Origin of the sequence: Bacillus sp. D7-8, assembly GCF_052055895.1 — a bacterium.
Lineage (GTDB): Bacteria > Bacillota > Bacilli > Bacillales > Bacillaceae > Bacillus > Bacillus velezensis.
Genome location: NZ_CP179922.1, coordinates 1758936 through 1780452, shown reverse-complemented (window position 1 = coordinate 1780452; position 21517 = coordinate 1758936). Strand labels below are relative to the sequence as shown.

20 protein-coding genes are annotated in these 21517 nt (G+C 46.9%); 6 read left to right on the top strand and 14 right to left on the bottom strand.

Annotation, left to right across the window (positions count from 1 at the left end; genetic code table 11):
* Positions 1 to 21: 21 nt before the first annotated feature.
* The 8 genes from nrdF to ACKTRM_RS08700 form a co-directional block, all read right to left on the bottom strand.
* Positions 22 to 1011: a class 1b ribonucleoside-diphosphate reductase subunit beta gene (gene nrdF, locus ACKTRM_RS08735; RefSeq protein ID WP_012117608.1), complete on the bottom strand. Its 990-nt coding sequence runs from the start codon at positions 1009 to 1011 to the stop codon at positions 22 to 24.
* Between the two features lie 17 nt (positions 1012 to 1028).
* On the bottom strand, positions 1029 to 3131 hold the full coding sequence (gene nrdE, locus ACKTRM_RS08730) for a class 1b ribonucleoside-diphosphate reductase subunit alpha (RefSeq protein ID WP_007611605.1): 2103 nt from the start codon (positions 3129 to 3131) through the stop codon (positions 1029 to 1031).
* The gene (gene nrdI, locus ACKTRM_RS08725) at positions 3091 to 3483 is read right to left on the bottom strand and encodes a class Ib ribonucleoside-diphosphate reductase assembly flavoprotein NrdI (RefSeq protein WP_003154061.1); all 393 of its coding nucleotides are present in this window, start codon (positions 3481 to 3483) and stop codon (positions 3091 to 3093) included. The genes nrdE and nrdI overlap by 41 nt, the downstream gene beginning before the upstream one ends.
* 259 nt (positions 3484 to 3742) lie before the next feature.
* A complete protein-coding gene (locus tag ACKTRM_RS08720) occupies positions 3743 to 3958 on the bottom strand; it encodes a hypothetical protein (RefSeq protein WP_003154062.1) in 216 nt (71 codons plus the stop codon).
* Between the two features lie 82 nt (positions 3959 to 4040).
* Complete coding sequence (locus ACKTRM_RS08715; protein ID WP_012117607.1) at positions 4041 to 4316, bottom strand: YmzC family protein; 276 nt, start codon at positions 4314 to 4316, stop codon at positions 4041 to 4043.
* 98 nt (positions 4317 to 4414) lie between these two features.
* Positions 4415 to 4636, bottom strand: a complete 222-nt coding sequence (gene hfq, locus ACKTRM_RS08710; RefSeq protein WP_003154064.1) for an RNA chaperone Hfq — start codon at positions 4634 to 4636, stop codon at positions 4415 to 4417.
* A 39-nt stretch (positions 4637 to 4675) separates the two neighbouring features.
* Positions 4676 to 5620 (bottom strand): tRNA (adenosine(37)-N6)-dimethylallyltransferase MiaA, encoded by a 945-nt coding sequence (miaA, locus tag ACKTRM_RS08705; protein ID WP_007410375.1) that lies wholly within the window; start codon positions 5618 to 5620, stop codon positions 4676 to 4678.
* A gap of 98 nt (positions 5621 to 5718) precedes the next feature.
* Positions 5719 to 6123, bottom strand: a complete 405-nt coding sequence (locus ACKTRM_RS08700; protein ID WP_012117606.1) for a YmaF family protein — start codon at positions 6121 to 6123, stop codon at positions 5719 to 5721.
* Positions 6124 to 6224: 101 nt separating this feature from the next.
* On the opposite strand from ACKTRM_RS08700, the gene ACKTRM_RS08695 reads away from it, so the two are divergent.
* From ACKTRM_RS08695 to erbB, 3 genes are all read left to right on the top strand, one after another.
* Positions 6225 to 6530, top strand: a complete 306-nt coding sequence (locus ACKTRM_RS08695; protein ID WP_023356905.1) for a hypothetical protein — start codon at positions 6225 to 6227, stop codon at positions 6528 to 6530.
* Between the two features lie 138 nt (positions 6531 to 6668).
* A complete protein-coding gene (gene erbA / locus ACKTRM_RS08690) occupies positions 6669 to 6983 on the top strand; it encodes an SMR family multidrug efflux transporter EbrA (RefSeq protein ID WP_007410378.1) in 315 nt (104 codons plus the stop codon).
* Between the two features lie 17 nt (positions 6984 to 7000).
* A complete protein-coding gene (erbB, locus tag ACKTRM_RS08685; RefSeq protein WP_007410379.1) occupies positions 7001 to 7354 on the top strand; it encodes an SMR family multidrug efflux transporter EbrB in 354 nt (117 codons plus the stop codon).
* A gap of 13 nt (positions 7355 to 7367) precedes the next feature.
* On the opposite strand, the gene ACKTRM_RS08680 is transcribed toward erbB, so the two are convergent.
* From ACKTRM_RS08680 to ACKTRM_RS08670, 3 genes are all read right to left on the bottom strand, one after another.
* Positions 7368 to 7820: an OsmC family protein gene (locus tag ACKTRM_RS08680; RefSeq protein ID WP_012117605.1), complete on the bottom strand. Its 453-nt coding sequence runs from the start codon at positions 7818 to 7820 to the stop codon at positions 7368 to 7370.
* 59 nt (positions 7821 to 7879) lie between these two features.
* The gene (locus ACKTRM_RS08675) at positions 7880 to 8587 is read right to left on the bottom strand and encodes a poly-gamma-glutamate hydrolase family protein (RefSeq protein ID WP_012117604.1); all 708 of its coding nucleotides are present in this window, start codon (positions 8585 to 8587) and stop codon (positions 7880 to 7882) included.
* Positions 8588 to 8842: 255 nt separating this feature from the next.
* The gene (locus ACKTRM_RS08670) at positions 8843 to 9076 is read right to left on the bottom strand and encodes a hypothetical protein (protein ID WP_015239897.1); all 234 of its coding nucleotides are present in this window, start codon (positions 9074 to 9076) and stop codon (positions 8843 to 8845) included.
* A 178-nt stretch (positions 9077 to 9254) separates the two neighbouring features.
* Here ACKTRM_RS08670 and ACKTRM_RS08665 point away from each other — a divergent pair, with 178 nt between their 5' ends.
* On the top strand, positions 9255 to 10583 hold the full coding sequence (locus ACKTRM_RS08665; RefSeq protein WP_012117603.1) for a S8 family peptidase: 1329 nt from the start codon (positions 9255 to 9257) through the stop codon (positions 10581 to 10583).
* A 192-nt stretch (positions 10584 to 10775) separates the two neighbouring features.
* Complete coding sequence (locus ACKTRM_RS08660) at positions 10776 to 11138, top strand: hypothetical protein (RefSeq protein ID WP_007410383.1); 363 nt, start codon at positions 10776 to 10778, stop codon at positions 11136 to 11138.
* A gap of 33 nt (positions 11139 to 11171) precedes the next feature.
* On the opposite strand, the gene ACKTRM_RS08655 is transcribed toward ACKTRM_RS08660, so the two are convergent.
* Positions 11172 to 11927: a YoaK family protein gene (locus ACKTRM_RS08655; RefSeq protein WP_023356903.1), complete on the bottom strand. Its 756-nt coding sequence runs from the start codon at positions 11925 to 11927 to the stop codon at positions 11172 to 11174.
* Between the two features lie 59 nt (positions 11928 to 11986).
* Complete coding sequence (locus ACKTRM_RS08650) at positions 11987 to 12421, bottom strand: NucA/NucB deoxyribonuclease domain-containing protein (RefSeq protein WP_012117601.1); 435 nt, start codon at positions 12419 to 12421, stop codon at positions 11987 to 11989.
* A gap of 288 nt (positions 12422 to 12709) precedes the next feature.
* Between ACKTRM_RS08650 and ACKTRM_RS08645 the strand changes: the two genes are divergently transcribed.
* The gene (locus ACKTRM_RS08645) at positions 12710 to 13921 is read left to right on the top strand and encodes a cytochrome P450 family protein (protein WP_012117600.1); all 1212 of its coding nucleotides are present in this window, start codon (positions 12710 to 12712) and stop codon (positions 13919 to 13921) included.
* A 136-nt stretch (positions 13922 to 14057) separates the two neighbouring features.
* Here ACKTRM_RS08645 and ACKTRM_RS08640 read toward each other — a convergent pair whose 3' ends face one another.
* Entirely contained in the window at positions 14058 to 21506 is a 7449-nt protein-coding gene (locus ACKTRM_RS08640; RefSeq protein WP_012117599.1) for a beta-ketoacyl synthase N-terminal-like domain-containing protein, read from the bottom strand.
* Positions 21507 to 21517 lie beyond the last annotated feature (11 nt).

Sequence of the window (21517 nt, the reverse complement as noted above, 5' to 3'; positions counted from 1 at the left end):
CTCAAGCCAAAAGAGCAGATATTATATCTGCTCTTCATCTTGGCCAAAATAAAAATCTTCGTCCTTAATCGGTTCTACCGTCGCCTTTTTGTAGCCGTTCCCTTTCATGGAGAAGAAATCATGTGATTTTGTTTTGGTGTTTAATCCGTTTAATACGATCGGATTAATATCCTCTTCTTCAAAGTAAGGATCGAACCCTAAGTTCATCAAAGCTTTATTGGCGTTATAGCGGATGAATTTCTTTACATCGTGTGAGAGTCCGACTTGATCGTACAAGTCCTCTGTATATTCAAGCTCATTTTCATATAACTGATTCAGAAGGTCAATCGCAAATTCACGAAGCTCTGCTTTTTTCTCTTCTGTCTGTTTATTATAAATTTCCTGAGCAAGGAGACCGACATACACGCCGTGAATCGCTTCGTCACGAAGGATCAGGTTAATGATCTCACCGCTTTGCATCAGTTTTCCTTGTCCGTAGAAATATAACGGATAATAGAAACCGCTGTAGAAAAGGAAGCTTTCCAGATAGACGGAAGCAACCATCGCTTTGAACAGTGAAATTTCATCATCTTTTTGAATGGCTTTGTAAAGCCCGACAATCATTTGCGCTTTTTTCTGCAAATATTTATTTTGTTTAACCCATTCAAATACTTCATTAATCGTTTCAGTCGGAGCAAGCGTCATAAAAATATTTGAATATGATTTTGCGTGCACCGCGTTTTCCATCATCGCCATGAAATTAAGAACCGCTTTTCGCTGATGACCTTCGACGTGCTCGGCCACAATCGGCATGCCCGTGTTCCCCTGCTCTGTATCAAGCAGTGTCAGGCCGGCGAGCACCTTCATGTACGTATCCTGCTCATTTTTACCCAAATACTTCCAAGTAAGAAGATCGCCGTTTAATGCGATCTCTTCCGGAAGCCAAAACTGCTTTACGTTTTGGTTGTAAAACATTTGGGTGAAATCATCTTCATGCTTTGACCAGTTTGCTGCGTCATAAATTTTTGTCACTGTAAACTCTCCTTTAATCAAACGACACAAGAAAGACAGCTGTCCTGCCCGGTATCTTTCGTTCTTGCATAGTAAATGGTTTTGATGCCTCTATGGTGGGCATACAGATCAATACGGTTCAGATCACGAGTTGTCATCGTATCTTTCAAAAACAGGGTAAAGCTGATTCCCTGATCGATATGCTGCTGGATTGTCGCGATCATATCCACCACTTTGAACATGTCCATATCATAAGCTTCTTTGTAGAAGAACCAGTTATTAGACGCTAACCCCGGCATCGGGTAATACGTTTTTGAATTTCCGTATGTTCTTTCTTCGATCCGTTCCATGATCGGCATAACGGACGCCGTGCTGGATTGGACGTAGGAAATGGAACCTGTCGGCGCGATGCACAGTCTGTAGCTGTGGTACATGCCGTTTTCAGCGACAAACGCCTTCAACTCTTTCCAGTCTTCGATTGTCGGAATGTGCATGCCTTCAAAGAGCGCAGCGATTTTTTCGTATGCCGGTGAGAACTCTTTTTCGATGTATTTATTGAAATATTCTCCCGTTGCATAAGTGGAGCCTTCATAATGCTCAAACGTTTCGCCTTTTTCTTTCGCAAGCTCAGCTGAACGCTGGATGGAATAAAAGTTCACCATCATAAAGAACGTATTCGCGAAATCTCTTGCTTCCGGGCTTTCATACGCGATGCCGTTTTGGGCCAGGTAGCCGTGAAGGTTCATGGCGCCTAAACCGATCGACTTCATCGCTTTGTTCGCGCGTCTGACTGCCGGCGCGTTGCGGATATCCGTCGTCTCAGATACATGAGTCAGGGAATCCGTCGCGAGTTTCACCGTGCGCTCAATCGATTTATGTTTCATGACATTCAAAATATTTAATGAACCAAGGTTGCAGGAAATGTCCAAGCCGATTTCGTCTTCTTCATCATAATCTGTGTAAGCCGAAACTTGTGACGCCTGAAGCACTTCAGAGCAAAGGTTCGAGAATTTCACTTTTGATACGTGGTTATTCGCGTGCTCTTTGTTTACGTTGTCCTGGAACATAATGTACGGATAACCTGACTCAGAACGGAGAACGGCAAGCTTTTCAAGCAATTTGCGCGCATTCACTTTTTCTTTTTTGACACGAGGGTTGTCGACAAGCTCTTCATACATCGCCGTCATGTCCATTTCGTCCATATGCTGGCCGTATTCTTTATAAATCGTATGCGGATAGAATACATAAGCCGCTTTATCCTCACGTGCAAGCTCAACGAACTTATCCGGAATGACGACACCGATAGAAAGCGTTTTGACGCGCACATCTTCATCCGCAGAAATCTTTTTCGTATCAAGAAAATCATTGATATCGCGGTGGAAAATATTTAAATACGCCGCGCCTGAGCCTTGTCTTTGGCCCATTTGGTCAGCGTAACGGAACGCATTATCAAGAAGCTTCATGACGCCTACAACACCTTTTGTGGCGTTTTCAACATCTTTAATCGCTTCGCCTTTCGCGCGAAGCTTGGACAGATTAAGAGAAACCCCGCCGCCCAATTTAGACAGCTGCATGGAAATATCGATCGCCCGTGAAATATCGTTTAAGGAATCATTGACTTCGAGCAAGAAGCAGCTCACCAGTTCTCCGCGGCGTTTTCTGCCGGCATTCAAAAATGTCGGTGTACTCGGCTGATATTCCTGGTTGATCATCAGGTTTACATATTCTTTTGCTTTCTCAGTGTCGCCGTTTGCGAAGAACAGCGCGACGATTGAGATTCGGTCCTCATAACGCTCGAGGATTCTTTTCTTGTCATTCGTTTTCAAAGCATAGTCATTATAAAATTTAAACGCACTCATGAAGGAAGGAAAACGAAACTTCTTTGCGTAAGCTGTCTTAAACACTTCTTTAATGTCTTCAAAAGAGTAAAGGCTTAAGAATTCCTCTTCGTAGTATTGGTTTTCAATCAAATAATCCAGCTTCTCTTTTAAATCGTGAAAGTAAACTGTGTTTTGATTGATATAGTCAACAAAATAGCTATGTACAGCCTCTTTATCTTTATCAAACTGGAATTTTCCATCTTGTTGGATCATGATTTCGTTATTTAACTGGATCCATTTTGGCACTTGATTTTGTGACAACTCTTTCTACCTCCTGAGTAAACAATTCAACGTCTTTAGATGTGCCGCTGAGTTCAAATTTGTGCAAGATCGGCACCTGATATTGTCTTGAAATGGTATCGGCGCTTTTTGCAAAGTTATCGCCCCATACTTTGTTGCCGCTCGCAGCGACTCCTAATAAGAGATGGGCGTATTTTTCGAGAAATGATTGTGTTGATGCCGGTACCTGACCGAAGTTTGTCGTGTAGGTGACCAAAACAAACGGAGTGTCCACGTGGTCCGTTTCGTCCACCTTGCGGATCAGCTGAAAGTCTGTTTTATTCACAAAACGCTGAACATTCCCTGTCTTTGAATCAAATATGATTTGAACCATCCTTATCACGACCTATCAAAAATAATGAATCTCTTAACACTATATATAGTATACTAACCTCTCAGAAAAACACAACATATTGAGATCGATTTATAAAAAATTCATATTTTTGAAAGAGCGGACTTTGGCTCTGGCCCGATTAACGCCCAAAAAAGAGAGCAGAACGAGAATCATCTCTCATCCTACTCAAGGTGTCATGTGTAAGCCGATGTCTATCATAACATGAAAAAAAACTGCTTAGTAGTCTAGACTTTTATTCTTATTTTTTGTAAGAATCACATTTTTTTTCGCTTTCAACGGTTTCTTCAATCTCCACATCAGCACCGATTTCTTTCAGTACGGCTTTCAGAGCGCTTGTGATGGAAGCCTCTCTGATCAGTTCTTTGCCGTCAACGATGATGCTGGTTCCATATTCATAGCAGGAATCATCTTCACAGGTTTCTTCCCAATGGTTGATTATCACCTTGTGTTTCAATCGTCTCACCCTCTGCATGATCAATGTCAGTACTTAGTGTAGCTTGTGCGGCCCGCTTTGTAAATTCGAACGCTTGTGAAATTTATTCAAGCTCATCCAGCGCCGTTTCTTTTTTCAGTTCGATTTTATTCGTTTTTTCATCATAGCGGTATATTTTTAAGTAACCGTCCTCGACGATGCCGAACCGATTATGTTCCAGCTGCACCATGCCTTCTGTCTGCGGTTCGGCATCCGTTGAGCCGCCGTCATCATCCGTCACCACCGTCTCATGATTGCTGCAAGCTCCAAACAGCAAAAAAACAGCGATCCAAACGAGCGTAATCCTGATTCTTCTCAGTTCATTTTCACTTTCGAACACGATTTTCCGAACCCCCTTTTATGATTCCGATATACAGCCTGCAATATACAGAGATGCGCATAGAAAAAGACCATTGTTCATGGTCTTTTTCAAAAAGTCTATTCAAGCTCAAGCTGGACGTTTTTTTGCGGGGCGAACGTGGAGATGGCATGTTTATAAATAAGCTGCTGCTTCCCCTCCGTTTCGAGCAAAACGGTAAAGTTGTCAAAGCCTTTTACCTGGCCGCGAAGCTGGAAGCCGTTGAGTAAAAACACCGTGACGAACGTATTGTCTTTTCGGATTTGATTCAAAAACTGATCTTGAATATTAATCGGTTTCATGTTTCGTCCTCCTTGGTTCTCAATACAATACTGTTTCGATTAAATTTCCAGTTTTCCTGCTATGCACTCGAAAATTTCCTTTTTTTTCTGCTCAATATCAACAGGCGGCGTCATATCTGTCCATGAAACGGGCATTTTATTGCGAAACCAGGTCAGCTGGCGTTTCGCATATCGCCTAGAATTTTGTTTTAATTGTTCCACAGCCTGAGGGAGCGGGACTTTACCATCAAGATATTCATACAGCTCTTTATAGCCGATCGCCTGAATCGATTGGCTGTCCCGTATATTCATATCATACAGCCGCTTTACTTCGTCAAGAAGGCCGGTTTCCAGCATCAGGTCAACGCGCTCGTTAATCCGGCCGTACAGCACTTCTCTGTCCATTGTAAGACCGATAAGAACCGCATTGTAAAGCAGCTCCCGTTTTTGGGTTTTAAGATGCTCTGACATTGTTTTTCCCGATACATGCAAGATTTCGAGCGCGCGGATGACTCTTCGCGTATTGTTTTGATGAATGGCCGCCGCCGCTTCCGGGTCGGCTGCCGCAAGCTTGGCATGAAGCGCTTCCGCCCCTTCTTCAGCCGCCAGTTTCTCCATGCGCTCCCGGAATACAGGGTCGCCGGAGTTTTCCGTGAACGTATAGTCATACAGCACGGACTGAATGTACAGACCCGTCCCCCCGACAATCATCGGCAGCTTTCCTCTATCGGCAATCTCGGTGATTTTTCCCCTTACCATTTTCTGATAATCCGCCGTTGAAAAAGTGTCGGACGGCTCCAAAATATCAATCAGGTGATGCGGCACGCCTTCTGTCTCTTCTTCGGTGACTTTGGCCGTTCCGATGTCCATCCCTTTATATACCTGCATGGAATCTCCGCTGATGATTTCCGCATTCAGCATTTTCGCGAGTCCGATGCTTAGTTTTGTTTTTCCGACTGCCGTCGGTCCGACAAGTATGACGACAGGCTGTTTTTTATTTTTCAATATGTATCACTCTCTTTTATAAATCTCCCCCTAATTATAGCATTCATTTCTTCAGGCACCTATCCATTTTGCCCTTTTTCCTGAGCGCTAAACGTCCGCTACCACCCGATCGGCTCGTTTCCGACAACCTCTCTCGTTTTTCCTTTGAGTGTATGGCGGTGCGTTTTCCGTCCTTCCTCCCGCGGATCGTAAACGACGCCGCCGTGCTGGATCTGAATCGGCTCATTGTAGGCGGCAAAGGTGGTCTCTGAAAGCTCATGGTAATGTGTTCCGTCAACCCTCGGGATGGCAGGGCCGGAAATGCCGTAATACCTATGAAAATGGCCGTTTTCAAACGAGGTGATGCCCGTATAGAAATGTGTATGCTGATCTGTATTGCTGCCGTTCTCCGGCTGCGAAAAGCCTTCGATCAAATGGTAATGCCCCTGCACTACATCCGTAACCGCCCGGTATGCGTGTGTGTGCGGAGGTTTTTTTGACCAATCGGACTGATACAGGCCCACAAAAGCTCACTCCTTTATTTTTTTGATAAACGCCCAATCAAAAAGTGGTAGGCTGAATACTCTGTTATCATCTCAAATTTATTCTTGGAGGTACCTAAATTATGAATGAAGAATACGCATATGTTGCAGATAGTGATATGAGACCGTTTGGACGGCCCGGATTTGGGTTCGGACGGCCGGGCTTCGGGTTCGGGCGTCCCGGATTCGGATTCGGCTTTGGGCGGCCGGGTTTTGGATTTGGCCGGCCTTGGTTTGGCTATGGATTCGGACGGCCGTTTGGATTTTTCGGCGGACCGTTTGCCGGAGGGCTTGTCGGAGGTCTGGTCGGAAGCGCTTTATTCAATCCGTACCTGTACGGGGGTTACGGCTACGGCTATCCGTACGGAGGTTATCCGTATTACTATTGACGAATCAAAAAGGCTCCTCCCCGGGGGCCTTTTTATATAGGCCTAATGTCTTGACTTGGCGGGCAAAGTTCGGATATTATTTTATTTTACTGCCTTTAAACAAAAGGCATAAGGATTATGATGAGAGGGGGATTTGATATGATTCTGGGTTATATCTTCCTCACAATTGCTATTTTATCAGAGTCAATCGGCGCGGCCATGCTGAAGGTCTCCCGCGGATTTACGCGGTTTTTGCCGAGCGCGCTTGTAGTGGCAGGCTATTCATTGGCCTTTTATATGCTTTCACTGACACTGAATCTCATTCCGCTCAGCTTATCCTATGCAACATGGAGCGGAGCCGGAACGGTGCTCGCATCCATTATCGGAGCGAAATGGTTTCATGAAAAACTGGACAAGCAGGCCGTCATCGGACTCTTTTTCTTATTGGCCGGTGTCATTTTGATGAATTGGTAGAAAGGAGAGGCATGCTGATGAAAGGATTACTTTGCTTGGCATTAGCCATTGTATCAGAAGTGTTCGGGAGCACGATGCTGAAGCTGTCGGACGGTTTTACGCACCTGTGGCCCGCTCTCGGCGTCATTGCCGGAATCGGAGCCTCTTTTATGTTTTTGAGCTTCTCATTGAAAAGCCTTGATTTATCCGCCGCATACGCGACATGGTCAGGTGTCGGCACCGCTTTAACGGCAATTGTCGGCTTTTTTGTTTTTAAGGAGGCCATGACAGTCAAAATGATGATCGGGCTTGTTTTGGTCATCACGGGCGTCATCCTGCTGAACCGTTCCAAGTCTCAAAAAGCTAAAAAAAATCAAACGGCCCGGAGCTGACCGTTTGAACTCGTCAAGCGCGGGCAGCTTTTACTTCAACCTCAAGCTCCATCTCCACGTTTCCTTGGACCGCTCGTGAAATCATACATGAGGACTCTGCTTTATGCGCTAACTTCCTGGCGAGCGTAAAGTCCGTTTCGGCTGCATCCGGCTTTAATAATATAAACGGGCGGTGAATGATTTTCTGGTACGTGAACACACCGTTCGTGACGTCTACAATTCCTTCAGATTCCATATGTAGATCTTCTTTATCCAGGCCGCTTCTTTCCATCATCGCCGCAAGCGTTATAATATAACAGGTCGCGGCCGCTCCAAGCAGCATTTCATCAGGATTTGTGCCTTCTCCGGGTCCGTCCATTTCCTTAGGAATGGACACAGCCGTTTCCAGCCGGCCGCTTTTAATATCGCCGACGTCATTGCGATTTCCGGGCCAATTTGCCTTTAAATAAAAGTGATGTTTTGCCAAGGGACAAACCTCCTTTTTTTCAGTTTACTCATCTTTCACTCGTTTGTCTTTTTTTAAGCTTACGAATACTCTTGATTGATCACTCTTTTTATCGTACGGACAAACCGGTAAAATTCCTCCGTTTTTGTGAATTCCCTTTCGCGGTAATCAAAATTATCAAAAAACGCTTCCCGCTGTTCTCTGCTGATCTCAAGCTGTATGCTCAGCCCGGTTTGCGCCTGGTTATTGATATTTTCGGTGTCAACCCCGGCCAGACCGGTTTTTGTGGTTGCCAATTCTGCAGAAAATCCGTTTCGTTCGAGAGCTCTCACCAATTTTTTCGCCCGCTTCCGGTCGCTTCCTCCGACAAGAGTATTTTTCTCGTCGCCCTTATAACCGTGAACTGCGATAACATAATGGTGCTGCTTAATGCTTTCGACTGCTGAAGGCTCATCGAACCTGGTGCTCGTAATATGAAGAGTCTGGTTATCATGCGTTTTTAATCCCTCAAACAGATAGGTTGAGTAATCATCTCTGAAAGAGCGGACGATCTCGCTCACCCCGCCCTCAATTCTCCCTCCGTGCGGCGACATGATCAATACGGGGCTCCCCTTTCGCTTATTGTACGATATATGATAATCATCGGGGTCTTCATGTTCAGCCAAATCTTTAAAATCTGTGTATGTATCAGAAGAATTCGAGGGATCAGGGTCTGACGCATAATGAGCACATCTTATTAGTAAGACCATTGCTACGATAATGATGACATTAAGTAAAATTCTTTTCATCAGCTCTCCTTCTTTGCTCCTTTCTGAAAAATGACATGTTCATTATATGGATTTTTGTCAATAGGTCTTATCTTAACATTCTATTAACATTATCATCAGTGAAAAACTTCCCGGTTTCGAAAAATCAATGGATTGTCACGGTTCAAGCGCTCAAATGCCGGGCATCAGTGAAAAAAGGTTGAGAGAGGGCAAAAAAAAAGGGAGGAACGCCCGAATTTTCAGGGGCGGGAGATTCACGGCCGGAAACGGACGGCATCAAGAATACGCTTTTAAAAATGAATATCCGCCTCCCGAAGCAAATGCACAGGACAGAATGGAGCCAGTCAAAAAAGTTCTCATCTGCCTTTTTGTACAGCAAAATGCCGTTACAGCCCGCTCATCCCCTTTTTTTATCATAATGGTCCGTTTTGAAATGGAGCCGTCTTTTTTCATATATATAATATCAATCGGAAGCTGTTTTTCCAAGGAATGTCTCAATATTATGTTCATGTATATACCTCCTTCCGCCGGCTTCATTATAAACGAACAAAAGTTCCATCCCAACTCGATTTCTTCTCCTGAAAAAGCCGCAAGTAACCAGCGCTCCTGAAGGACAAACAAACTGACCGAACATACGGCCTGTTCATATGGTATAGAGAGAATCGCCAGAATGGGAGGAAAAGTATATATGTTTGGTTACTCAATGGTACAAATGGTGCGGTCAAATGCTCATAAGCTGGACTGGCCGCTCAGAGAAAACGTATTACAGTTATATAAACCTTTCAAATGGACACCTTGCTTTTTGCACAAGTTTTTCGAAAAAAAGGTGAAAAACAGAAAGAAAATGTCAGTCATCATTGAATTTGAAGAGGGCTGCCATGAATCCGGTTTTCACAGCACAGGACAGGTCTTATCAAAAGAAAAACGCTGCACCATAAAAAAGCAGTTTCAAACAATCAATTGCTGCAGCGCCGAAGTCACTCCGTCCGCCCTTCACATGCTTCTTTCGCAATGCCGGGATATCCGTAAAATCTATTTAAACCGTGAAGTAAAAGCGCTCCTTGATACGGCAGCTGAATCGTCTCATGCAAAAGAAGTGACCCGTAACGGCACCGTATTAACAGGAAAAGGCGTAACCGTCGCCGTTATTGATACCGGAATCTATCAGCATCCCGATTTAGAAGGCAGAGTTATCGGATTTGCGGACTTTGTCAACCAAAAGACAGAACCGTATGATGACAACGGACACGGCACCCATTGCGCCGGTGATATCGCAAGCAGCGGCGCTTCATCTTCCGGTAAATATCAGGGGCCGGCGCCGGAAGCCGATCTGATCGGAGTCAAGGTATTAAACAAATCAGGATCAGGAACCTTGGCTGATATCATTGAAGGTGTGGAATGGTGCATACAATATAATAAAGAACACACAAAGAATCCGATCAGAATCATCAGCATGTCACTGGGCGGAGATGCGCTCAGATATGATAAAGAAACGGACGACCCGCTCGTCAAGGCCGTTGAAAAGGCATGGAATGAAGGAATCGTCGTCTGCGTCGCCGCGGGCAACTCCGGTCCGGAAGCTCAAACGATTTCAAGCCCCGGTGTCAGCGAGAAGGTCATCACAGTAGGCGCCTATGATGACAATGATACGGCCGGCAATGAAGACGATACGGTCGCTTCTTTCTCAAGCCGCGGCCCGACGGTGTACGGAAAAGAGAAGCCTGACATTCTTGCGCCCGGGGTCGATATCGTATCTCTCCGTTCTCCGCGTTCATATCTTGACAAATTACAGAAATCAAACCGTGTAGGCTCCTTGTATTTCAGTCTGTCGGGCACGTCCATGGCCACTCCGATCTGTGCGGGCATTGCCGCCTTAATCCTTCAGCAGAACCCGCAGCTTTCGCCTGACGAAGTGAAAACACTGATCAAACAAAGTCCGGATCAATGGACAAATGAAGATCCGAACATTTACGGAGCGGGCGCAGTAAACGCTGAAAACGCCGTGCCGAAAGAGTAACCTTTTTATCATGAGAACGGGGTCGTCTGCACCGGCAGATGACTCCGTTTTTCAGGTGAACAGATGAAACATTTATAATGAAGGAACTCGGAACGCTTCAGAACCGGCTGTCAGAAAAAAAGATCAATGCAAGGCAGTGTATTTCTAAAAAAATAGGGAATAAGTATGGTGTAGATAAAAGGAGGAATCACAATGGCACTTACAAACACCGAATTGTCTGAATGGCTGCAAAAACAGATCGGACAAACGCTTGATATCAGAAAAGGAGAGCTGACAGACAGCCGAAACGAGATTTCTGATATGGATCAGATCATGCTTCACCTTGATGATGTTCTCGTCCGCCGGACAAACCATCCCGATGACTATGTAGCGGACGAAGAACTCGTCTTAAAAGGGCACGGCACAACCTATACGGAGGAAGGAAATGTCCCGCTTCCCCAAGATGCGTATGAAATCCCTCTGCTAGGCGACATTACCATCCAAAAGGAGCAAGACGGATTAAAGGTACATACAGATCGGGCCGTTTATACAATCGGGACCCGGAAAGAGCAATAAAAAGAAAAAACGCCCTGAATCAGCGGCGTTTTTTTATTGGTTTTTTTCTTCAGAATATCCGTGGAACATCGTGAATGCGCAAAGCATAATGCCTAAAATAATGATAATCGGGAGCCAGATCACGGCAAACTTATAATCCGGTTCGGCAAAAGCGCCTATAACCGCCCCAAAGCAATACAGCACCAAGGCAAGCGCGCGCAATACAGCATCTCTCGTAAACTGCTTCCGCTTGTCCGCTTTGTAAAACCTTGCGGTGAGATCTTCAAAAAAATTAGCGAGCGTTCCCGTTAATACGGTCGTGGAAATCCCCGCTACACCAAGTTTTCTCGCGGCTGTCGTCTGCATTCCCATTGCGAAGCTGAGCAGCATAATCAGCACATAAACAGAAATGGCATCTGCAAAAAAGCAGGAGAACAAAGCAAACAGCAGCAAAGCAGCTCCTTCAATAGCTAAAGCGGCAGTTACCGCAGGGGGCCAGAATGATTTCTTTTTATTGCCTACAAGCAGGGCCGCGGCAATAACGCCGGCAATAAATCCGATTAACGAGGTTAACGATTTGAGTACGGCAAGGTGCCATGAGTTGCCGACCGCCAGGCCGAACAGAACGATGTTCCCCGTCATATTGGCGGTAAAGATATGTCCCAGGCTTAAATAACCGATCACATCCACAATTCCCGCTGTTAAACAAAGAAGTAAAAGTGCAATATTTCGGTATGTAGTCACTGTCAATGTGATCCAATCCTTTCTCATGCTGATTCCAACATATAAGTTTACTCTTTGCCATTTCATATGTCCAGCCGGCGTGCCGCTTTTTCAGAGCATAAAAAAACTCCGGCGAACCGGAGAAGCTACTGAACGATAAATAATACTCTCGTGCCGTCGGAATATCCGCTCATTTGATTTCCAACCCATGAACCGGCCCCGCGGTTATCCGACGGGGTTACATATCTGATATCAGCCCCCGCCCCGCCTTCTGTGCAGACTGCCATGGGCCATTCATCACGGTCAAACCCGGGCTTTGTCGGAATTCCTTTCAATGATTCTTTCCTTCTATTTTCCGCTCCGCCCCGATCAATTGTACAAATCTCAGAATGACCTGCCGAAATGGCGTCTTTTATATGATTTCCCGTCTCCGGATATTTTGACAGCGGGAAATACAGCACCTGATCGTATCGGGATGCGGCACGAGCAGCACTGTCCGAATGGATGCCGGCGCCCGTAAAGCCGAACTGAAGAGAGATCACCAAAAGCAGACTTGCCGCCCATTTCATAAACGCATTCATTCACATCCTCCTTAAGAAGTTGATATGAAGCGTAAATATGTATATTAGCCGGATTTAACACACATGATGAAATGGCAAAAAAAGTTTGCTGTTTTGTTGATAATCAACGAAAATGGCGTCTTTACGATTTGTCTATTGAACCGGCTTCTGTTTCCTTATATATTTTAGACATACTTATGAGCCGTTGTGATCAGTGTCTTCGGCAGATAAAAGGAGGAATGCCGTCCGGTCGGCAGGCACCGGCTGTTTGTTATGTCGTTTCAAAAACATGAAGGCGGGGAAATCCAGATGGAAAAAACAATGTTTCACCCACACTCACCCGAGTTTCACGAAAACCCTTTTGCGGTTTTAAGCAGATTCAGAGAGCAGGACCCCATACATAAATTCGAACTGCAGCGTTTTGGAGGCACCTTTCCGGCTTGGCTCATCACGCGTTATGATGATTGTATGGCGTTTTTGAAAGACGGCAGAATTACGAGAGATGTAAAACGGGTCATGCCGAAGGAGCTGATCGCGAAGCTGAATGTCAGTGAAGATATCGATTTTGTCTCAGAGCATATGCTGGCAAAAGACCCCCCGGATCATTCACGACTTCGATCTTTGGTGCATCAGGGGTTCACTCCCCGGATGATTGAGCAGCTTCGCACCGGGATAGAGCAGATCACAGAAGAGCTGCTGGATGAAATGGAAACAAAAGCAGACCCTGATATCATGAGAGATTTCGCCGCACCGCTTCCGTTTATCGTCATTTCCGAACTGCTCGGGATTCCGAAAGAGGACCGCGCCAAATTTCAAGTGTGGACAAACGCAATGGTCGACACGTCAGAAAGCGGACAAGATGCGACCAACCAGGCTCTCAAAGAATTTAAACAATATATGAAAACACTGATCGAAGAAAAAAGAAAACATCCGGGTGAAGACCTGACGAGCAAGCTTATTTACGCTGAAGAGGACGGCCAAAAACTGAGTGAATCAGAGCTGTATTCCATGCTGTTTTTGTTAGTCGTTGCCGGGCTTGAAACAACGGTTAACCTTCTCGGCTCCGGCACCCTGGCGCTTCTTCTGCACAAAGACCAGATGGAGAAGATAAAGCGGCAGCCGGAAAATATTCAGACGGCGGTCGAAGAGCTTTTGCGTTATACCTCTCCCGTCATCATGATGGCAAATCGATGGGCGATTGAAGATTTCACTTATAAAGATGTTTCTATTAAAAAAGGCGATATGATATTTATCGGCATCGGTTCAGCCAATCGGGACCCGGAATATTTTGATGATCCTGATACATTAAATATAGCGAGAACACCGAACCGTCATATCTCTTTTGGATTCGGCATTCATTTTTGTCTCGGGGCTCCGCTCGCCCGGATGGAAGCATCCATTGCCTTTACTGCGCTTTTAAAACGGTTTCCGAATATAGAGCTGAAAGGCGCGGCCGAGGATGTAACATGGAGAAAAAATGTGTTTTTGAGAGGGCTTGAAACATTGCCTGTCAGATTTTAATATCGCCCCCCCTGTTTATCGGGGGTTTTTTTAATGTCTTATAAACAGAAATCAATATCACATTGAAGATTTAGTACATAGTTAATTTAGTTCTATATAGATAAAAAAGCGGCCGGATTGCTCCGGCCGTTCTCTATTACCGTTTTACCAACTCATTTGTTTCGTCCAGCTTTTTTCTGAAAGATTTAAGGAAATTTGCGCTGATCGTTCCTTTGTTTGCGTACAGTTTTTCGCAGAATGCCTTAATGGCGTTTTGCGGCTTCGGTTCCGACAGCATCGTGACATGATTGGAAGAGTGGACGTCCAGCAGGTGAAACTGTTTCATCTGGTGTTCCCATTCTTTCCAATACGCATCATGGTCTAACGGAATTTGTTCTTCCTCTGCCGTCAGATAACGTTCAAGATCTCCGAGGAACAAACCGCTTTTATTACGGAAGTAGTAGCATTGCAGCGCTTCCGGATGAGGCAGCGGCTTCATGTCATACTCTTCCATTCCGTAAGCGAGCTGCGTCTTCATCATTTGCTCCAGCTGCATCCGGATCGCTTCTTCGGATTTTGGCAGACCGCGCTTTTTGGCAAGGCCGATCAATTCTTTCAATACTTCTTCTTCCTCAGCCTGGACGGTAATGTCTTCTCTGCTGATTAATGCCTCTTCAAGGTTTTCAGGCTTAAGATATGCTGTAAGCATCGTATTGATCGTTTGCAGCATGACTGACTTAACAGATGGTTTTCTTTCTTTCCATTTTTCACTGTACGGAGTGTCGATCATGACGGCGCTTTTTACCGTATGACCTTCCTCCTGCAAGAGGCGCGCGGTTTCATATGCAAGCATTCCGCCCAAGGAATATCCGCCGAGATCATAAGGGCCTTTCGGCTGTACCGCTTGGATGATTCTCTTATAAGAAGCGGCCGTCTCTTCGATTCCTTGCAGCGGCTCTTTCCCTGTCAAACCTCTTGCCTGGATGCCGTAAAAAGGTCGCTGACTCTTTTTGGCGAATGGCTGGTATGCTTCCACGCCTCCCGTTCCGCCGTGAAACCAAAAAACAGGACGGCCTTTTTCTCTTTCATTCAGCTTGACGAGTTCGGGAAAATTCCGGCCCGTCTCCTGTGGTTGGTTCGTTTTTAACAGCATGCCGATCTCCTGAAGAGTGCTGCATTTCTGAAGAGCCTCCAGACTGATGCGGCTGTCTCCGTCCTCAAGTTTTTTCAACAGCTGAATAGAGGAGATTGAATCGAAGCCGTATTCAGTCAGCGGCTTATTTTGATCAATTTCCGCTGCCTTCATCCCCAGAATGTCAGCCACAATGTCAGCTGCGCTCTCGCGGCAGAGCTGAGGGTCCTGTGAAACCGGTGCAAGGCTGATGTCTTCTGGCTGACCGCCTTTCCAATACTTATGGTTTTCAAAAGGATATGTCGGAAGCGGCACTCTTTTAACAGATTTGCCTTGGTGGAGTCTGTCCCACGGTATATCCGCACCTTTCACCCAGCAAAATGCAAGTTTTTCGAGATTGTTTTCAGCCAACAGCGTCTCCGTGACGACTGTACCGAGAGTCCCTTCCAGTAAAATGCCGATATCTCCTGATCCAGTCTGCTGACTGCCTGTAAAGAAGCTTTTCATTCCATTGCTTTCTTCGGAAAATGCTCTGTACTCTTTCAGTTTTTCCAGCAATTCATCTTGATTGCGGGCAACGAGTGCCAGGCGGCCGTTCATCGCCTCACGGCCGGTCTGAAGCGTATAAGCAATATCCCGCAATGACGGAGTATCTCCAGTTTGCACAAAATCAGCCAGCTGACCTGCGGCCGCCTTAAGACGCCCTTCGCTCTTAGCAGAAAGCACGATAAGCTGCGGTTCATGCACAGATTCTTTGTCTTTATGGCTCGAGCTGTACTGTTCCAAGACGACATGCGCATTCATGCCGCCGAAGCCATAGCTGTTAATTGCGGCCCGGCGCGGGATCGGTCTGCCCGTATGGTCGGTGAGCTGTGTCCATTCCTGATTGTCTTCGGTGAAACGGAAGCGGCTTTTCTGAATGGCCATTTGCTCATTTGCAGCTGTAAATCTGGGAATGCCCGGGATGGTATGATGCTTCATGGCCATCGCCACTTTTATAAGGGCGGCCAGTCCGGAAGCGAGTTCGCCGTGCCCGATGCAAGGTTTCACGGTGCTGATATAACAAGGCGCGCTTTCCTCTTGATTTGCAGACTCGCCGTAACCCGCTTTGATTGCATTAAACTCCAGCGCATCTGCCATTTCAGAGGCAATGCCGTGCGCTTCAATATAAGTGACAGTTTGCGGATCAACATCGGTGTCTTCGTACGCTTTTTTCATCGCGGCCTTCATTCCCGCCGGATTCGGTGCGTGAAGCGACATGCCTTTACCGCCGTGAGACACTCCTGTTCCTTTAATGACCATGTGAATATGATCGCCGTCTTCAATTGCCGCCTCAAGCGGTTTGATGATGATAACGCCCGCCCCTTCGCTTCTGACAAAGCCATCGGCATCTTTTTGGAACGATTTCGCCCGGCCGTTTTTGCTTAAATACCCCATTGAATCAAAACCGATAAAACCCTTCGGCGACTGCAGAATATTGGCGGCGCCCACGACAGCCTGCTCACATTCGTTATGACGGATTGATTGAACCGCCCTGTGCAATGCCACCAGCGTTGACGTGCAGGCAGCCTCGTAATATTCACTCGGTCCTTGTAAATTCAAGGCATATGATATTCTGTTCGGAATGATGGACGGGATGGCTGTTCCATTGTTCGGATCGCTGTTGCCCGCGGCAACGAAAACGCCTGTCGGTCTGCTTGATAACGCCTTATTTGTCAGGCCCGCATCCTCCATTGCCTTCCATGTATGCATCAAAAGCAGAAATTGCTCCGGCCCCATTTGTGATGCCTCTTTAGGGGAAATTCCGAAAAAGAGCGGGTCAAATTCGCCGACACCGTCAATAAAACCGCCCCATCTGAGACTCGTGTCATTCTCATCACCGGCGTAACGGCGCCAGTCCCAGCGGTCCGCCGGAATTTCGGTAATACAGTGATCCCCGTTTACGATGTGCTCCCAAAAAGACTGGATATCCGGGGATTGCGGAAACTGAGCTGACATACCGATAATCGCGATTCCTTGCTTGACATCGGCGTTATCACAAGGCGGATGCTGTTTCCTCGGTAAAGTGCGCTCTTCTGTTTCCGTGACCCTGGCCTCTTCTGAATGCTTATGATCGGCAAGCAATTGAGAAAACTTGCTCTCATATGCTGACGCGAAGTGGCGGGTCAGCTCCTCCGCGGTCGGATACTCGAAAAACAATGTTGGATTCACATCGATGTCCGCCTCTTGGCCGATCTCTTTTGTCAGCCCGATCAGGCTCACTGAATCAAGTCCCAATTCCATGATATTCGCGTCAGAACGGAGAGATGGCGCGGGTTCATCCATCGTCTTGGCGAGCTTGCCAAGGACATAGCTGCGGATATCATCTGTCAGACTGCCGGCAGAAATCGGTGCTCCTGCATTCTTAACAGCCGTTCGGGCCGGCTGATTCATCTGTTCGGTTTTCGGGCGGAACCGTTTCAGGGCATAGCCTTCAAAACGCATCACCACTTCCGATCGCCTGCTGATGACATCTGCGTTAATCAGAATCATTTCCCCCGTTTGTTTGGCCAGCTTGATGTGCAGCCAGCAATCGGTAAGATCTTCCGGGCTGCTGAAGGTGACGGAATTAATGCCGAACGGCAGATAGCTTTCCGCCTCCGTTTGGTCCAATAAAGAAAGCGAGGCCAAGTAAGCACTGTTGGCGATTAACGGATTTACGGCATAATGATGCGCTTGTTGTGAGTCGCTATTGTTCAGGTTCACTTTCGCTAAAACGGCATCAGAGCCTTTGTACAGGCGGGTGATCGTTTTAAATTCTTCTCCCCACACGACAGTTCCCGTTCCGTCTCCGTATAACTCATCTATCCGGCCCACTTCCCGGTAAGAGCGCTGAATGGCCGCCAGATCCGCGTGCTGCTTTTGAAACGGATACGGGCTGCACTCGGCATACGCCGCTATGCTCCAATCAGGAGACGTGCGGCTGCGGTGCATTATGCTCAGTTCAAATCCATCCCCGTTTTGTTTCGATTCTGTTTTCAGCTCGATGCGATCGCCTTTTTTTACGGTAATGGGGCTCGCGTAATTCAGTTTTTTAATTTGTCCTCCTTCCGCTTCAGGAAAAAGATCACAAAAATGATCGACTGCCAGACTGTTATATGTAGCGCCGACGAGTACTGGTTCTCCGCTGAATTGATGCCCTTTCACGTATGGGTCGTCATCACTGTATACCGCCTGAACGCCGGCAGCGTTTTCTGATTCACCGAATTGAAAAGAAGTCCCGTGGTCAAAAGCGTAGGCCGGCAGATGAACGGCGTGCTCTTGCTGCAACTGATCAAACGCGATATTCTCTCCTTTTTCCCATTGCCGCGCACGCCGGCCAATATCAGATTCAGAGAAATTGAGATTCCGCTGATCCATGCGGTAAGCGGCCAGCTTTTCCAGCAGTTCCTGAACGGAAGCAGCCGTAAATGCCGCCCGATACTTCGAATGATGCGTTCTTTTTTGCAACGCGGATGCGATGGCGGCCGGATGAAGAGGTGGCGTCTTTTCTAAAAAGGCCGTCAGTCTGTCAAGATAGGCTTCAAAACTCCATTTTGTTTTCGCTGACACAGGGAAAATATATTCCTCATCGCCGTGACGGGCCTGATCGGAATTTGGGCTGATATATTCTTCTACGATGAGATTTGCATATGCTCCGCCTGCCCCGAAGGAATTAATCATGCTTCTCCGCGGGATGATGTCCCCCGTTTCGGCATCCCTCATACGCTCCCAATACTCGGTTTTTTCCTGCAGGTAAAAAGCCGTTTGTTCAAGGTTGATATTCGGATTTTGCGGTTTTGCATTAATCGTCGGGACTAATGTTTCCCGCTCCATTTGCAGCAGCACTTTCGCGAGCTGGGACATGCCGGAAGCCGCCTCTAAATGACCGAGATTTGACTTGACGGATCCAAGCGCGCAAAAACGTTTTTTATCAGTATATTGCGCGAACGCATTTGTCAGGGCAATGACCTCAATCGGGTCTCCCAATACTGAGCCGTTTGCCGCTGATTCAACATAACTGATTGTTTCCGGATTGATTCCGGCCTTGTCGATGGAAGCCGCCATGAGCTTCGCCTGCTGTTTCGGATCCGGAGCCGTGTACATCTGCCTTCCGCCGCTATGGCACAACGCGCTGCTTTTAATGACCCCGTAAATATGGTCTTTGTCGGCAAGCGCTTTGGAGAGCGGCTTCAAGAGCACCGCCCCGACTCCTTCTCCCGGCATCAGGCCCGTGCCGGTTCCGAAGCTTTTGCTTTCACTTCCCTGTTCAAGCAAATTCGCCCGTTCGAGCGCATCATATTTAGACGGTTCAAGCGTGAGATTGACCCCTCCGGCAATCGCCATGGAACAGCTGTTAAGCTTCAGGCTTTCACAGGCGAGATGAATGGCGCTCAGTGAGCTGGAGCATGCGGTCGTAACGCCCATGCTCGGGCCCGTTAAATTGAAAAAGTGGGAAATGCGGTTGGCGATATGCCAATCCCCTCCGTTAGAGCTGAGCGCAGCTTTTTCCAATGACGGGATATTCCAGAAATATTGATTGTACATACTGCCCATAAATACACCGATGCCGCTGTCTGATTCCTGCCATTCGGTTACTCTTTCTAACGAGTAGCCTCCGTTTTCAAATGTTTCCCATACAGTTTCAAGGCTTAGACGGAGCTCAGGCGTCATCTCCATCACATGGTCTTCCCGGATGTCAAACAAGTGATGGTCAAAAGCGTCAATATGCTGCAGAAATCCGCCGTACCGTGTTTTGCGTTCTTCTTTTCGTGTTTCTTTTGCCATTGTTTTCAGAAGACCGGATTTCCATCTGTTTTCCGGAGCTTCCGTAATACAGCTGTCTCCGGCTTTTAAATGCTCCCACAGCTCATCGAGGGTTTCAGACTCGGGATAGCGGCCGCTGATGCCGATAATGGCAATGTCGTCACGATCAGAACGATTAACGGTGACGGTTTCTGTTTCCGGCTTTGGCGCTTTTGGTTCAGTGATAAACCGCCGCGTTTCCGTGACAAGCGGCACCGGTTCATTCATTGCAGGTTCCGGATGCTCCGTTTCAGGAGGAACTTGTTCGGCTCCGAATGCCTGTTGCAGCTTATCCGGGTAATTTTCCAGCAAATACTCGGCAAGTTCTTTCGTATTCGTGTGTTCAAATAAGACCGTTTTCGGCAGCTCGCCCGTCAATGTTTCCAGTTCGCGGATAAAATTCACCTGCAAAATGGAGTCGATGCCGTATTTTTCAAAGCTGGTTTCCGGCTGAATGCGCTCGGGAGCAAGCTTTATGGACTTGGCTAACGTTTCTTTTATGAATTGCACGGTCCGGTCTGTGACTGAGAAAGACGGTTCTGTGAAATCAGCCGGCTCTTTGGAAGCCGCAGTTTCTTCAACCGCCTGCGCGTCCGGCTGCTTTTGCCTGATAACACCGTCGCTTTCTGCCGCCACGATCTGCTGGCCGAGGTGATGTGACGATTCCGCCATAAATGTAACGTACCGATATCCCTCGCTTTCCAGCGCAGACTGCCACGCTTCAGGATACAGCCCCGGGCATCCGGGAATGCGCAGTTTGGCGTCTTCATACAGCCACCAGCCTTCCAAAAGGCCGAATGTCAGGTGAGAATAAACCGAATGGCTGCTTATCTCATTTAATAGCAAAATCCCATTCTTTTTAAGCACCGCTTTGGCATTGCGAAGTGTCCGCCGAATATTTTTTGTCGCGTGAAGCACATTTGCCGCAATTACCGCGTCATATGCGCCCGCCTCTATACCCTGCAAAGCCGGGGGCTCTTCCACATTAAACCGCTTATAAGTCAAATACGGATTGTCGGGACCGTATTTTTTTTCAGCATGCATGAAAAAGGCCTTTGACAGATCGGTGTAGCAATATTCTTTCACATGATGTTTGTACTCTTTTAATCTTTTGAAAACAGCCGCACTCGTCCCGCCCGTCCCCGCTCCGATCTCTAATATCCGGATTTCCGCGTTCGGGTCTTCTTTCAGGCGTTCTTCAATGAAAGCCGTCAATGTGTCAGCGAGCACCTCATTAAAGTAGTCTGCCGTTTCATTGTTTTTATAGATTCCTTCAACCAATTCCATTGAGGAATCAGGAAACAGAACATCAGTGGCAGAAACTCTGCCGGATAAAATATCCGGCAAAGCTCTGAGAGCGGTCTCCACTAAGGTGATCATCGCCTGTTTGCTGCTGTCCTTGAGTAAAGGAGCTTTCTTTTCATCCCATTCTTGCCACAGAACGTCCGCACGCTCTATCGGATCTGTTAACACATACGTACTGCCTGACTGTTTCAAAAAGCCTTTTTGTACCAAGATGGAGATGCTTTCTTCCAGCCACCTGCCGTAAAACCCCTGCATGACAGGCTGCGTTTCGTTTTCCGTAAAAAATCCGACAGATTTCAGCTGGCCTGCCAATAGTTTGTAAAGAAGATCTTCAGTGTTTTGCAAAGCCGTCCCCT